14 protein-coding genes and 1 tRNA gene are annotated in these 12,831 nt (G+C 33.5%); 12 read left to right on the forward strand and 3 right to left on the reverse strand.

All coding sequences use genetic code 11. The features are described from left to right. The first annotated feature begins 31 nt into the window (after nucleotides 1-31). Together BKM63_RS02060 and BKM63_RS02065 are read left to right on the forward strand one after the other, a co-directional pair. Nucleotides 32-304: an HU family DNA-binding protein gene (locus tag BKM63_RS02060; protein WP_071635005.1), complete on the forward strand. Its 273-nt coding sequence runs from the start codon at nucleotides 32-34 to the stop codon at nucleotides 302-304. A 128-nt stretch (nucleotides 305-432) separates the two neighbouring features. After that, the gene (locus BKM63_RS02065) at nucleotides 433-993 is read left to right on the forward strand and encodes a YqgE/AlgH family protein (RefSeq protein ID WP_068845244.1); all 561 of its coding nucleotides are present in this window, start codon (nucleotides 433-435) and stop codon (nucleotides 991-993) included. Here the strand turns inward: BKM63_RS02065 and BKM63_RS02070 are convergent. Beyond that, nucleotides 990-1,826: an aminotransferase class IV gene (locus tag BKM63_RS02070; protein ID WP_071635006.1), complete on the reverse strand. Its 837-nt coding sequence runs from the start codon at nucleotides 1,824-1,826 to the stop codon at nucleotides 990-992. The two genes, BKM63_RS02065 and BKM63_RS02070, sit on opposite strands and share 4 nt — an antisense overlap. Before the next feature lie 54 nt (nucleotides 1,827-1,880). Then, the gene (locus BKM63_RS02075) at nucleotides 1,881-2,273 is read right to left on the reverse strand and encodes an START-like domain-containing protein (protein WP_026727620.1); all 393 of its coding nucleotides are present in this window, start codon (nucleotides 2,271-2,273) and stop codon (nucleotides 1,881-1,883) included. A gap of 150 nt (nucleotides 2,274-2,423) precedes the next feature. On the opposite strand from BKM63_RS02075, the gene BKM63_RS02080 reads away from it, so the two are divergent. The 8 genes from BKM63_RS02080 (at nucleotide 2,424) to map (ending at nucleotide 10,526) form a co-directional block, all read left to right on the forward strand. Beyond that, nucleotides 2,424-2,500 (forward strand) — tRNA-Met (locus BKM63_RS02080). 133 nt (nucleotides 2,501-2,633) lie between these two features. Further along, nucleotides 2,634-2,888, forward strand: coding sequence for a hypothetical protein (locus BKM63_RS02085; RefSeq protein ID WP_071635007.1), 255 nt, complete (start codon nucleotides 2,634-2,636; stop codon nucleotides 2,886-2,888). Between the two features lie 396 nt (nucleotides 2,889-3,284). Continuing rightward, nucleotides 3,285-3,806: an RNA polymerase sigma factor gene (locus BKM63_RS02090; RefSeq protein ID WP_071635008.1), complete on the forward strand. Its 522-nt coding sequence runs from the start codon at nucleotides 3,285-3,287 to the stop codon at nucleotides 3,804-3,806. 267 nt (nucleotides 3,807-4,073) lie between these two features. Beyond that, nucleotides 4,074-4,916: a FecR family protein gene (locus tag BKM63_RS02100; protein ID WP_071635067.1), complete on the forward strand. Its 843-nt coding sequence runs from the start codon at nucleotides 4,074-4,076 to the stop codon at nucleotides 4,914-4,916. A gap of 100 nt (nucleotides 4,917-5,016) precedes the next feature. Then, complete coding sequence (locus tag BKM63_RS02105; protein WP_071635010.1) at nucleotides 5,017-7,635, forward strand: TonB-dependent receptor; 2,619 nt, start codon at nucleotides 5,017-5,019, stop codon at nucleotides 7,633-7,635. A gap of 4 nt (nucleotides 7,636-7,639) precedes the next feature. Continuing rightward, the gene (locus BKM63_RS02110; RefSeq protein WP_071635068.1) at nucleotides 7,640-8,479 is read left to right on the forward strand and encodes a DUF4249 domain-containing protein; all 840 of its coding nucleotides are present in this window, start codon (nucleotides 7,640-7,642) and stop codon (nucleotides 8,477-8,479) included. 316 nt (nucleotides 8,480-8,795) lie between these two features. Beyond that, nucleotides 8,796-9,611: a hypothetical protein gene (locus BKM63_RS02115; protein ID WP_071635011.1), complete on the forward strand. Its 816-nt coding sequence runs from the start codon at nucleotides 8,796-8,798 to the stop codon at nucleotides 9,609-9,611. Nucleotides 9,612-9,761: 150 nt separating this feature from the next. After that, nucleotides 9,762-10,526 carry a type I methionyl aminopeptidase gene (gene map, locus BKM63_RS02120; protein ID WP_071635012.1) on the forward strand — a complete coding sequence of 255 codons (765 nt, stop codon included), beginning with the start codon at nucleotides 9,762-9,764 and terminating at the stop codon, nucleotides 10,524-10,526. Nucleotides 10,527-10,617: 91 nt separating this feature from the next. Here the strand turns inward: map and BKM63_RS02125 are convergent, their stop codons facing one another. After that, nucleotides 10,618-11,205 carry a Crp/Fnr family transcriptional regulator gene (locus tag BKM63_RS02125; protein WP_071635013.1) on the reverse strand — a complete coding sequence of 196 codons (588 nt, stop codon included), beginning with the start codon at nucleotides 11,203-11,205 and terminating at the stop codon, nucleotides 10,618-10,620. Between the two features lie 146 nt (nucleotides 11,206-11,351). Here BKM63_RS02125 and BKM63_RS02130 point away from each other — a divergent pair, with 146 nt between their 5' ends. Beyond that, nucleotides 11,352-11,792 (forward strand): GlcG/HbpS family heme-binding protein, encoded by a 441-nt coding sequence (locus BKM63_RS02130; protein WP_071635014.1) that lies wholly within the window; start codon nucleotides 11,352-11,354, stop codon nucleotides 11,790-11,792. A 17-nt stretch (nucleotides 11,793-11,809) separates the two neighbouring features. Beyond that, a complete protein-coding gene (gene mgrA, locus BKM63_RS02135) occupies nucleotides 11,810-12,805 on the forward strand; it encodes an L-glyceraldehyde 3-phosphate reductase (protein ID WP_071635015.1) in 996 nt (331 codons plus the stop codon). Nucleotides 12,806-12,831: the final 26 nt, after the last annotated feature.

Raw genomic sequence — 12,831 nt, forward strand, 5'->3', positions numbered from 1 at the left:
TTTTTTAACCAACAATTAATAACTAATTATTATGAACAAATCAGAATTAATCGATGCTATCGCTGCTGATGCAGGAATTACAAAAGCTGCGGCAAAATTAGCTTTAGAGTCATTTTTAGGAAATGTAGGAACTACTTTGAAAAAAGGCGGAAGAATTTCATTAGTAGGTTTCGGATCTTGGTCAGTATCTGCGAGAGCTGCTAGAGACGGTAGAAATCCTCAAACAGGAAAAACTATCAAAATTGCTGCAAAAAATGTAGTAAAATTCAAAGCTGGAGCTGAATTAGAAAGTGCAGTGAACTAAGTAAGAAAGTTCTCTAAACTAAAGAATATAATTAAAACCCTCTTATGGAGGGTTTTTTTGTGCGGTTTAACGATTTTTTTTGTGATTTTAAAAATTTTATGATTAAATTTAATAAAAATTGTAGCCGTATGATTTCAGAAAAATTAAAAAAAGGACACCTGCTTATTGCCGAGCCTTCAATAATTGGAGATTTATCTTTTAACAGATCGGTAATTTTATTAGCAGACCATAACAAAGAAGGATCAATAGGTTTTATCATTAATAAACCATTAAAATATACTATTAATGATTTAATACCTGAAATTGATGCCACCTTCAAAATATATAACGGAGGCCCAGTTGAACAAGACAATCTGTACTTCATTCATAATATTCCAGATTTAATCCCGAATAGTGTCGAGATTTCTAACGGGATTTATTGGGGAGGAGATTTCGAATCAACCAAAGACTTAATTAACGACGGATCGATCAACAAGAACAACATTCGTTTTTTCTTAGGTTATACCGGTTGGGACGAAAATCAGCTTGAAAGTGAAATGCAAGGCAACTCCTGGATTATTGCTGATAATAATTACAAAAACAAAATTATCGGAAAATCTACTACCCATTTTTGGAAAGAGCAGATTATTGAACTTGGCGGAGATTATCTTATCTGGTCAAATGCACCTGAAAATCCATATCTGAATTAATTTTCAGAAATGGATTCATTTAGTTTTTGCACTAATAAATGAGCCAGATTGCTGGTAAACTCTTTTTTTCGATATTTAGTTATCGGCTGTATTCCCGTGATTACATTTGTCAGGAATAATTCATCAGCTTTTTGAAGTTCGAACGGTGAAATTATTTCTTCTGTTACTTCTATGCCTTCTACTTTTTTAGCCAAAGCTAAAATCTGCTTGCGCATAATTCCGTTTAAACAACCTTCAGAAACAGGCGGCGTAATAAGTTTTTTGCCAGTAACCATAAACAAATTTCCCTGCAAAGCTTCTACCACATTTTTAGTATCATTTACTAAAAGGCAATTTGCAAGACCGTTTTCATGGGCAAAAATGCTTCCGGTAACATTGATCATCTTATTAGTCGTTTTAATCGACGATAATAATTGTTTTGTTACATAGAAGTCTTTATACAAATCAACTTCGTACTCGCTTAAATTTAAAGCATATAATGTATTGTCAAGCGGTGTTGCGTGAATTAAAAACGAAACTTCATTCGATTTCGGCAGATATAACCCGCCATCATTCCTAAAGACAGTGATTCTAGCTCTTGCTGATGCTGAAATATTTTTTTCCTGAACTAGTTTTAAAACTTGTTCTTCAAAATATTCCATTGTAAAATTCATCGGAATTTCCATTCTAACTACACGCATGGAAGCCATTAGTCGAAAATAATGATCTTCCAGAAACAAAATTTTATTGTTTATAATTTTTACTGTTTCAAAAACACCGTCTCCGTATAAAAAGGCACGATTTTGAGTTAGTATATTTTCTTCTGTTGCTATGTTTCCGTTAAAATTGATCATAAAAAAACCCTGAATTTTGTTCAGGGCAAATATAAGGCATAAAATAGACTTTTACTAAACCGATCCTATAAGATGTTTTAGATCTGAGATTTGATTCTCCCACAATTGTTTAGCCTCTCCTACTTCTTCTTTTTCAGCGAAATCAACTACCATTAATGATACATCTTTAGTTAACTCATCAACTAAAATATGCAATTCAAAAAAGTATTCAGTATCCTTACTGCTTTCGTCAACCCATTTAAATTTTACTTTTTCGCCTGTTTTTTTTGAGGCAAGACGTGCTTTTTCCTGCGAATCGTTCCAGATGAAAGTAAAAAATTCACCTCTTGAATTAACATTGTCAGCAAACCATTCTGATAAACCTGACGGAGTTGATATATATTGATACAATAATTGTGGCGAAGAATTGATCGGAAACTCGATTTCGTAACGTATTTTTGAATCCATGTGCTACTTTTAATTTTTTCGAAATATAAGAATATATGTTCAAAAACAACACGTTTTTAAAAATATTTTTTTTTCTTCAATTTATTCTTGGAAGCTTTAATATTATTTCTATCTTTGCACCCGCAATCAGGAATTCATGATAGCAGTCCAGGCGAGGTAGCTCAGTTGGTTAGAGCGCAGGATTCATAACCCTGAGGTCACGGGTTCAACTCCCGTCCTCGCTACCAGGTAAAAAAACATCACTTTTTAAGTGATGTTTTTTCATTTATAGCAACTTTCTAATTATGGCAGAATTTGTGGTTTACATTTATTTAACCGCCATTAAAATAGTATTTTTGCAAACGAAGTAATATACACAATATGGATATAGTTAAATTTAAAATCACATCAAAAACGATAAAAGTAGAAGTACGCAATTCGAATAATTATGTTTTTAATTTTAATACTGCTTTAGATATTGCAAAAGAAGACAAAGATGTTTTGCTAAAACTTTACAATGCATTAGATCTTCTTTTTAAGAAAGAAAATGCTCCTGAGATAAAAAATTACATTTCTCCCAACCAAACTAACATTCTGGATCAGATTTCTGCAGCAGATAATTTAGAGGAAAAATAAAGCTGTTACTTAGAAAGCTTGTTTCAATACAAATACAAACACCACTTTAAAGCTGGTGTTTTTTTTCTATACCTCATTAAATAAACAGAAACAAAATCCCTTAAGATTTCAGCTTAAGGGATTTTATTTTTTATAATCAAAATACACAAAAATAATCGCCTTAAATCTTTAATCTACAAGATTTCAACATCAAGTTCACTGTTAAATTTTAAATGTTAAATTAAAAAGTAAGCAAAATTCTGTAACATTTTTAAGCAGCAAACGTCAAACCTTACAATTAATTTACGGTTCTTTGTAACTTATTACATTTACAATTTGAGCTTGCTCATTTTTTGAATACAATAATATTAAATTCAATGAGTTTTGACTAGGTAAACTAGTTGTGATATTTTTGTTATGGACAATAAAAAGTTTATTTTAAGTTTAAAAAAAGGTAATGAAGCAGCCTTCAAGGAGGTTTATTTCAATTACTATGATAAACTAATAAACATTGCCAGACGATTTGATCTCACTGTACTTACTCCGGAAGACTTTGTTCAGGAGAGTATTTTAAGATTATACAATAAAAGAGAATTACTTAATGAAGATGTTTTGTTTGACAAGCAATTGTTTACTATTTGCAAAAACATCATTCTCAATCACGTTAACAGAGAAAACAAAATAGTACAGCTTGATCCTTTTAAAGCTGACATCGTTCAGGAAGAAACTGACTCAGGAATTTATGACGAAAGAAAAGAAAAGTTATATAATTTCATCAATCAGCTTCCGGAACAGCAACAAAAAATATTTACTTTACACAAACTGGAAAACCTTAGCTATAAGGAAATTGCAGAGATTACGGATCTTTCTGAGAAGACCATTGCCAATCATATTTATCTCGCCAGTAAATTTATTCGAAAAAAAATCGCAGATCATTAGGAACTTTTTTGTTCTCGTTTGTTATATATAAAAACAAGAACAAAAAATGCATATTGAAGCTTATAAAACGAATGTTAGAACCAAAAAAGATGCAAGCTTAATTGTAGCTCTTTTACAGTTCGTTATTTCCGATTGTATTATAAATTTCGATTTTCAAAATCGCCAAAGAATTCTACGAATCGAAACCAATAGAGAAATAAAAGAAATGGTATACGGTGTTTTTACTAAACAAGGATTTTATTGTCAAAAACTTTAACACCAAAAAACATGGATAAAGAAAAATTAGACGACGAGTTTGAAAAATTATGGAATGAAGCCCCAAGCTCCCATTCAGACGAGATAAAAGAAGCTTCTTGGGAGGAATTCCATTCCAAAACTTTTGGTGCCCAAAAACGAAAGTTTAAACCATGGCGCTATTATGCGGCCGCATCGGTTTTGCTTTTTATTCTTGTTGGGACTGGGATCTATTTGAATCGTACCCAAGAAACAGAAAATGTCATTCTTGCCTCAAATGTAATCGAGAATACAACGACAAAAATAAAACATGTAGTGCTGCCAGATAATTCAGAAGTTGCACTAAGTCCGAAATCTAAAATTTCTTATGGAAATAATTTTGCCTTAAACAGAAAAATTGAGGTTACCGGCGAGGCTTATTTTCAGGTTAAAAAAGACAAACAGCATCCGTTTCAGGTTTTCTGCAAAGAAACTACTACGACTGTACTGGGAACTTGTTTTACTGTAAAAGAATCTCAGGAAAAAGAAGTAACGGTCGAGCTTTTTGAAGGAAGCGTTCAAATGAATGTTAAGGGACAGGATCAAAAATGGATTTTGAAACCGGGGCAGAAATTTACTTACGGAAACCAAACCGCATCAGTAGCCGAATTTAACCGATTTGTAGATTTTGACAATCAAAAACTCACTGCCGTAGGCGCTTATATTGAAGAAAACTATGACTACAAAGTGACAATTCCTGAGGAATACAGCAATCAGAAAATTACCGTACGAATAAATAAAAAAGAAGATTTAAAAACGATTGTAGAATTAATATCAGAAATGTATAACCTAAATTTTGAAATAAATGAAGATTTAAAACAGATTACTTTTCGATAGAAAAGAAAAAGGATGTAAGCCGCGAAACTACACATCCTCCTCATAATCAGGATAACACGAAGTTATTCCATTTAATAATAATCCAAAAATACAAAAATTCATGAAGCATATAATTTCAGCATGCTTTTTTTTATTCAGTTTATGTATGTCTGCTCAAAACGTTACAGTAACGGTAGACCAAAATGTAACTTTAAAAGAATTCTTTAAACAAATCGAAAATCAAACCGATTTTAAATTTGCTTTTACAGATCAAATAGACACGAGTCAAAAATATTTTACAAAGAAAAATACTTTTAAAAATATCGAAATCGAGAAACTCATCTCTGAACTAAACAAAATTTCATCCGTTCAATTTTCTATTGTGGGTCATAATATTTTTGTGAAACAAAAATCTCAACCTGTAAAGGCCGATAAAAAAAAAAGTAAGCTGACGGGACGAATTCTTGATGATACTAAACAATCTGTTATTGGCGCCAATGTTTACATTAAAGAACTGGAAACCGGCACCGTAACAGATGCTAACGGAAAATACAGCATCGAAATCCCAAACGGAAGTTATACTGTTGCTATTAGTTATGTTGGTTTTAAAAACAAAGAAAAGCAAATAACCGTTTCTGATGATACTACGATTAATTTTAATCTGGAAGAAGACAGTCAGCAATTAGAACAGGTAATTATAACGACTAACAAAGCTGTTGACATCAAGACTCCTCAAATGAGTGTGAACAGGCTTTCTATGCAGGAAATAAAACGAATTCCTGTAGCAATGGGCGAAGCAGATCCTTTAAAATCGATTTTAACATTACCCGGAGTTACTAATGCCGGAGAAGCTTCTTCAGGGTTTAATGTCCGCGGTGGTGCTGCCGATCAGAATTTGATTCTTCTTGATGGGGCGCCTGTTTATGCTGATTCGCACATGTTTGGATTTTTCTCCATTTTTAATGCAGATATCGTTAATGGTTTAGATTTATATAAGGGAGGAATTCCTTCTAAATTTGGAGGGCGTGTTTCGTCTGTTTTAGATGTTACACAGCAAACCGGAGATTTTGAAGATTATAAGGTAAATGGTGGTATTGGTGTTATTTCAAGCCGGCTTTTAGTACAGGGTCCGATAAAAAAAGATAAAGGTTCTTTTATCGTTTCGGGACGTACTTCGTATGCGCACTTATTTTTAAAATTGGCCGACAACAAAAACTCGGCTATGTTTTATGACTTCAACGCCAAATTAAATTATCGTTTAAATGCCAATAACACCATTGCCTTTTCTGGTTATTTAGGAAACGATGTATTCGATATTAACGATCGTTTTTCAAGCAAATACGGAAACACAATGGGAATTTTAAGCTGGAAACATACATTTTCTGAAAGCTTAAATTCTAATCTTTCTGCTTTTTACAGTGATTACAGATTTAATCTCGGTATCACGACAGAAAGTTTTGAATGGGACAGTAATATTAAAAGTTACGGACTTAAGTACAACTGGAATTATCAAATATCAGACAAGTTCAAGGCCAATTACGGAATCGACGGATTATACTATGATTTCAATCCCGGTGTTGTACAGCCTACAAGTCTAGATTCTCCATTTAACTACAAACAGCTTGATAAAAAGCATGCCTTAGAAGCTTCTGCTTTTATCGATTTTGAAAATCAGATTACAGAGAAACTGAATTTCCGTTACGGACTTCGTTACAGCATGTTTTATCGTTTAGGCTCTGAAGTAATCAGCACTTACGAAAACAATCAGTCGGTAGTATATAATCCGTTATATAAAATCTATGAAGAAGGCACTCCAACAGGAACTACCTCTTACGGAAGCGGAAAAACGATCAGTAAATTTGATAATTTCGAACCAAGAGCTGCTTTATCTTATGCTTTCAATGATAATACTTCGGTAAAAGCAAGTTACAACAGAATGGCACAGTACATTCATATTTTATCTAATACACAATCTCCGCTTCCTATGAGTATCTGGACGCCAAGCGGACCGTTTACCAAACCTCAGCTGTTGGATCAATATGCAATTGGATATTTTAAAAATTTCAAAGACCGTGATTATTCTTTTGAAGGAGAGTTATTCTATAAAAAAGTTCAAAATCGAATTGACTATATCGACGGGGCAGATATTTTAGCCAACAACAACATTGAGCAGGTTATCCTGAATGGTAAAGCCAGATCGTATGGTATGGAATTATTGTTTAGAAAAAACACAGGTCTTTTTACCGGATGGGTTTCTTATACCTTGTCCAGAGCAGAGCAAAAAACACCAGGAAGAACACCAGAGGAACCAGGAATTGCAAATGGAGACTGGTATTTATCAGGCTATGATAAAATGCATAACTTAAGCATCGTAGGAAGCTATGAATTTAGTCCAAAATGGTCTTTCAATGGTAATTTCACACTTCAGTCAGGTCAGCCGGTAACATATGCCAATGGTTATTATGAATTTGGAGAAATTAATGTTCCTAATTATTCTTTGAGAAACGAGAACAGGCTGCCTCTTTTTCATCACCTTGATGTGGCGGCAACTTATACACCAAGACCAGACAAAAAGAAAGGCTGGCAAAGCTATTGGGTATTCAGCATTTATAATATCTACAACAGAAAAAATGCAGCTTCTATGAGTTTTACAACAAACGAAGATACCGGAGCAAATGAAACAAGAAGACTCTCAATCTTTGGCATTGTACCGGGAGTTTCTTATAATTTTAAATTTTAATGCTATGAATAAATTGAAAAAATATAATGTAATGAATAAAGCACTGGCATTAATGAGTCTTCTTTTTGTTGTATTTTTTACTTCTTGCGAAGATGTTGTAAATCTTGATTTAGACACAGGTGAATCAAGAATTGTAATCGATGCCGAAATAATTTGGAAAAAAGGAACAACAGGTAACAATCAGGTTATCAAAATCAGCAAAACAGCTTCTTATTACAGCAGTTCGACACCAAAAGTTTCTGGTGCTCAGGTAAGAGTAGAAAACAGCACAGGCGATGTTTTTACTTTTAATGAATCTGAACCGGGAGTTTATGTATGTACCAATTTTGTTCCGGTAATCGACATGGATTATAAATTATTCATTCAGGCCGAAGGTCAAAGTTTTACTGCGGTCGAAAAGCTGACTTCTGTAACTCCAATAGATAAAATAGAACAGCAGATGATTCCTGATTTTGGAGGTGAAGACATCATCGAACTTACTTTTTATTATAAAGATCCGGCAGATCAGCTCAATTTTTATTTAACACAATACAAAAGCTCATTCTTAATATTTCCGCAATACGAAATAACAAATGATGAATTTTATAATGGTAATGAAATAAGCACCCGATTTTCTCATGAAGATATGAAACCCGGCAATACGGTAACTATAACGCATAGAGGTATCTCAAAGAATTTTTATAATTACATGAAATTAATCTTAGAAGCCTCAAGCGCAAATCCGTTTTCAGTTCCACCGGGAAATATTAGAGGAAATATTGTAAACAATACCGATGTCAATAATTTTGCATTAGGCTATTTCAGACTTTGTGAAGCAGATGAAGTTCCTTATTTAGTTAAATAAAAAAAATTGTTGGGGGCAATTAATTTTAACATAGAAACATAAATTTAATCCTCTCTAAAAAGGCATTTCACTTATTTTAAACACACATAAAGAGCTAGGCGTTAGAAATATGTTTCTTTTGATATTCTTGCACACATAAAATATACGTTTCTATGTGTTGAATAAAGAATACTATTTTTATAAAAAGGCAAACCCCTTAAGCATTTCTGTTTAAGGGGTTTTTATTAAATCATTTTTAATTTCACAAAGATATCTGCCAGTTCTATTAAATCATTAATTTTATTTCGACAGAGAAAATAATAAATACAGAAGCAACATGATTTCACTTAATATGGTTTGGCCGGCAATTTACGTATATGACGAAATTTGGCGCTTTTGGTTTTTAGTATTTGTAACCATCATAATTGAAACCTTTACAATTATGGCAATGCTAAAATATTCATTAAAAAAAGCAATCATCGCATCAGTAGTCGGAAACTTGATTTCAGGACTTGTCGGAACATTTGTAATGATGTGGGCAATGCTTTTTTGGCATCTTGTGGCAGACAATTTTGTTCCTCATGCAACTTTTGACATTATTAATTGGGTGGCAACATACATATTAATGTGTTTAGGAAGTGTGTTTCTTGAAGTATTAACTATTAAATTAATCTTTAATGATACCATAAAGAAACTCTTTATTCCTTTATTAATAGGCAATCTATTAACTTATGGCTTTATAGCTTATTCAATGATAAGCAACTCCCGTGAAGATGATAAAGAAAAAAGGGTTGAACAAATTTTTTATTCTCCAACACCAAATAACTTTATACTTCTCGACAGCACAAAACTCCAAATATTCACAGCTAAAACAGAAATTTCGTATGACGAAAATGATAATATGGTGCATACAAATTACCCTTTAGAAGTACTTTTCAAAAAAGAGAAACCCGAAAATTTTCAATTTGAACTAAGACTTTTAGGAGAAGAATATTCTGGTGGAATAGAATCTGAGAGAAAGATAATCGAACTTGATAACTTATCTGATACGATACATGTAATTTTAGAACAAAAAAATCCAGATCCAAATAAAGGCTGGACCGCTCCTATCATTACAGACACAATTAAATTTATAAAACGTACTAATAAATAGCATAGAAATCTATTAAACATACGAATTCAATCGTAATTAATTAGTTTTATATTTGCTTTATCAAGAAAATCACATTGACCATCTCAAATTAAAAAATAGAATATTAATTCTGGCATGGAAATGTGTTAGGATTTAAATAAACAAAATACCATGTCAGTAAAACAAGAATCAGAATTAATAGGAATGAAAAAGGCAAGCGAAGCAGTAGCTTATGCTTTAAAAGAAATGAGAAACTTTGTAAAACCTGGCATGTCAACAAAGGAATTAGACGAATATGGCGGGAAAATCCTGAATGATTTAGGAGCAAAATCAGCACCGTATTTAACGTATGGTTTTCCGGGCTGGACTTGTATTAGTGTAAACAACGAATTTTGCCATGGTATTCCGTCAGACAAAAGAATTCTTAACGAAGGTGATTTAATTAATATTGATGTTTCGGCTGAATTAGATGGCTTTTGGTCAGATAACGGAAATTCGTTTGTTATTGGCGAAGATAAAAACGGACATCAAAAACTCGTTGATGCCTCAAAAGATATTTTACAAAAAGCAATAAACAATATAAAAGGCGGCGTAAAAATTTCTGAAATAGGCTATCTCATAGAAACAGAAGCAAAAAAAAGAGGTTACAAAGTCATAAAAAATCTTGCCGGACACGGGATTGGCAGAAGCCTGCACGAACAGCCGGATGAATTACTAAACTATAAAAACCGATTTGACCAAAGACGTTTTAAAAAAGACTCTGTTGTAGCTATTGAAACTTTTATTTCAACATCTTCGTCTATTGCTGTAGAACTTAATGACGGCTGGACAATGGTAGGAAACAAAGGCGGTTTTATGGCGCAACACGAACACACTATTGTAGTTACAGACGGCAAACCTATCATATTAACAGAAATGAACGGAATCTGGAATTAAGAAAATCCAGAAAATGTAATAAAACTGAAAAGCTCCATTATTTCTAATGGAGCTTTTTTTATTGAAATCTTTTATTTTAAAAGCAGATCATCTAATTCTTTCCGTTCTTTAAATGTTTTGCACGTAATCTGCTTAAAAACTCAGGCGTAATACCAAGATAAGATGCGATATATTGCTGCGAAACGCGCTGTGATATGGTGGGATAACGTGTAACAAACTCGATATATTGATCCATTGCCGAAGAAGAAACCGTTTTAAACAAACGCTTTTGTAATTTAGATAAATGCCTCTGAATCATCAATCGGAACATTCTTTCTAATTGAGGAACTTCATTAATAAGATTTTCTTTTGACTGCCGGCTCAAAACCAATAATTCACAATCCTCCAGAGTTTCAATATACATATCGCTTGCAACCTGGTCTTCAAAACTTGTAATATCACTTACCCACCAGTCTTCGGTTGCGAATTGTAAAGTCAGTTCGATTCCGTGATCGTCAATAAAATATTCCCTGATACAGCCTTTATTAATATAGGCTTCAAAATTACATACTTCGCCTGCGTGCAGCAAAATTGTTTTTTTTGGAACCATCCTCAATTCGAGACTATTTTCAAAAATCTTAAGCTCTCGTTCTGAAAGACGGACAGACCTTGAAAGGTATTCGTGTATCTTCTGAAACATTTTTATTCGGGTTTAATAAGGATTGCATTTATTTATAAATCGTAAATATAAGATGATTTATTTATTATTATTTCTTGATCTAGTTTAAGAAATTAGGTAACAAAATAATTGACCTTTGAAAACTTAACATTTTATCCCTCCAAACAATGAATGATCAAATTCTCCACTTAAAAATTACTTTAGCGTTATCAGCCATTGAAGATCTTATTCCAAATTACATGGAAATTGAGGAAGACAAAGCAATTTCTAACGGAAATGCAGCTATATGTATTATTGATGAAGAAGGCAATGTTTACGGCCGAATGTACGGAAACGATAAAGCCCGCAAAAGACAATCGTATAAAATAGCCTGGACAAAAGCAAGTCAGGTATGGCTTACGGGAGTTAAAACCGGAGAATATGAAAGATTAGTTTTTAACAATATTGTGGAGGAAAATGCAAACGGAATTGACGCTCCGGACCTTATAGGCTGGCAGGGCGGACAACCCTTAACAATGTCAGACGGAACAAAACTTTCTGTTGGTTTTAGCGGCTTTCGAGGCGCGACTGACCTGGAAATTGTAATTAAAGCATTTAGAAAAATATAACTATCATAACAAAAAACATGAGCTATTTACCAGATTCAAACCGATATCAAAAAATGGAATACCGTCGCTCCGGTAACAGCGGATTACTGCTTCCTGCACTTTCTCTTGGGTTATGGCATAACTTTGGCGCTATTGACAGCATCGAAAATGCCCGAAACATACTGCATACAGCTTTCGATAATGGGATCAGCCATTTTGATCTTGCCAATAATTATGGTCCGCCGGCAGGATCTGCGGAGAGTACTTTTGGAAAATTATTTCAAGAAGATTTCAAATCGTTTCGTGATGAACTTGTCATTTCAACCAAAGCCGGATGGCCAATGTGGGATGGACCTTATGGCGACTGGGGATCAAAAAAACACTTGATTTCGAGTTTAGACCAAAGCCTTTCGCGTATGGGGTTAGATTATGTTGACATATTCTACCATCACAGACCTGATCCCCATACACCTATGGAAGAAACCATGGCTGCACTTGATTTGATCGTGCGTCAGGGAAAAGCCCTTTATGTAGGCATTTCAAGTTATAGTCCAACTGAAACACAAAAAGCTATTAAAATTTTGAAAGAACTAGGAACGCCGTGCCTGATACATCAACCCAAATATTCAATGCTGGAACGTACTATTGAGGATGGGCTACTGGATGTTTTAGAACTTAACGGAGTTGGAGGCATTGCTTTTTCACCTTTGGCACAAGGACTTTTAACTAATAAATATTTAAACGGAATTCCGGAAAATTCAAGAGCAAATGCTCATCGCGGTAACGGAGCAATTGAAGAAGATGCGATTACACCTGAAAATATTGAAAAAGTCCGTAAACTAAATGAAATGGCTTTAGAACGCGGCCAAAGTCTGGCTCAAATGGCATTAGCCTGGGTTTTAAAAGACAAACGCATTAGCTCGGTAATTATTGGCGCCAGCAAACCGGAGCAAGTAGTCGATTCTGTGGGTTGTCTTCAAAATGCTTCTTTTTCTGCCGATGAGCTTCAGAAAATCGATCAGATTCTTTCGTAAAATGATATTAACTATTTAACCACAAT

Source organism: Flavobacterium johnsoniae (assembly GCF_001879205.1).
Taxonomy (GTDB): Bacteria; Bacteroidota; Bacteroidia; order Flavobacteriales; family Flavobacteriaceae; genus Flavobacterium; species Flavobacterium johnsoniae_A.

Bases quoted from the DNA above. Each gene is read 5' to 3' on its own strand.
- BKM63_RS02065 (WP_068845244.1), top strand. From the start codon at position 433: ATGATTTCAGAAAAATTAAAAAAAGGACACCTGCTTATTGCCGAGCCT.
- BKM63_RS02085 (WP_071635007.1), top strand. From the start codon at position 2,634: ATGGATATAGTTAAATTTAAAATCACATCAAAAACGATAAAAGTAGAA.
- BKM63_RS02090 (WP_071635008.1), top strand. From the start codon at position 3,285: ATGGACAATAAAAAGTTTATTTTAAGTTTAAAAAAAGGTAATGAAGCA.
- map (WP_071635012.1), top strand. From the start codon at position 9,762: ATGTCAGTAAAACAAGAATCAGAATTAATAGGAATGAAAAAGGCAAGC.
- BKM63_RS02060 (WP_071635005.1), top strand. From the start codon at position 32: ATGAACAAATCAGAATTAATCGATGCTATCGCTGCTGATGCAGGAATT.
- BKM63_RS02100 (WP_071635067.1), top strand. From the start codon at position 4,074: ATGGATAAAGAAAAATTAGACGACGAGTTTGAAAAATTATGGAATGAA.
- BKM63_RS02070 (WP_071635006.1), bottom strand. From the start codon at position 1,826: ATGATCAATTTTAACGGAAACATAGCAACAGAAGAAAATATACTAACT.
- BKM63_RS02130 (WP_071635014.1), top strand. From the start codon at position 11,352: ATGAATGATCAAATTCTCCACTTAAAAATTACTTTAGCGTTATCAGCC.
- BKM63_RS02115 (WP_071635011.1), top strand. From the start codon at position 8,796: ATGATTTCACTTAATATGGTTTGGCCGGCAATTTACGTATATGACGAA.
- BKM63_RS02125 (WP_071635013.1), bottom strand. From the start codon at position 11,205: ATGTTTCAGAAGATACACGAATACCTTTCAAGGTCTGTCCGTCTTTCA.
- mgrA (WP_071635015.1), top strand. From the start codon at position 11,810: ATGAGCTATTTACCAGATTCAAACCGATATCAAAAAATGGAATACCGT.
- BKM63_RS02110 (WP_071635068.1), top strand. From the start codon at position 7,640: ATGAATAAATTGAAAAAATATAATGTAATGAATAAAGCACTGGCATTA.
- BKM63_RS02075 (WP_026727620.1), bottom strand. From the start codon at position 2,273: ATGGATTCAAAAATACGTTACGAAATCGAGTTTCCGATCAATTCTTCG.
- BKM63_RS02105 (WP_071635010.1), top strand. From the start codon at position 5,017: ATGAAGCATATAATTTCAGCATGCTTTTTTTTATTCAGTTTATGTATG.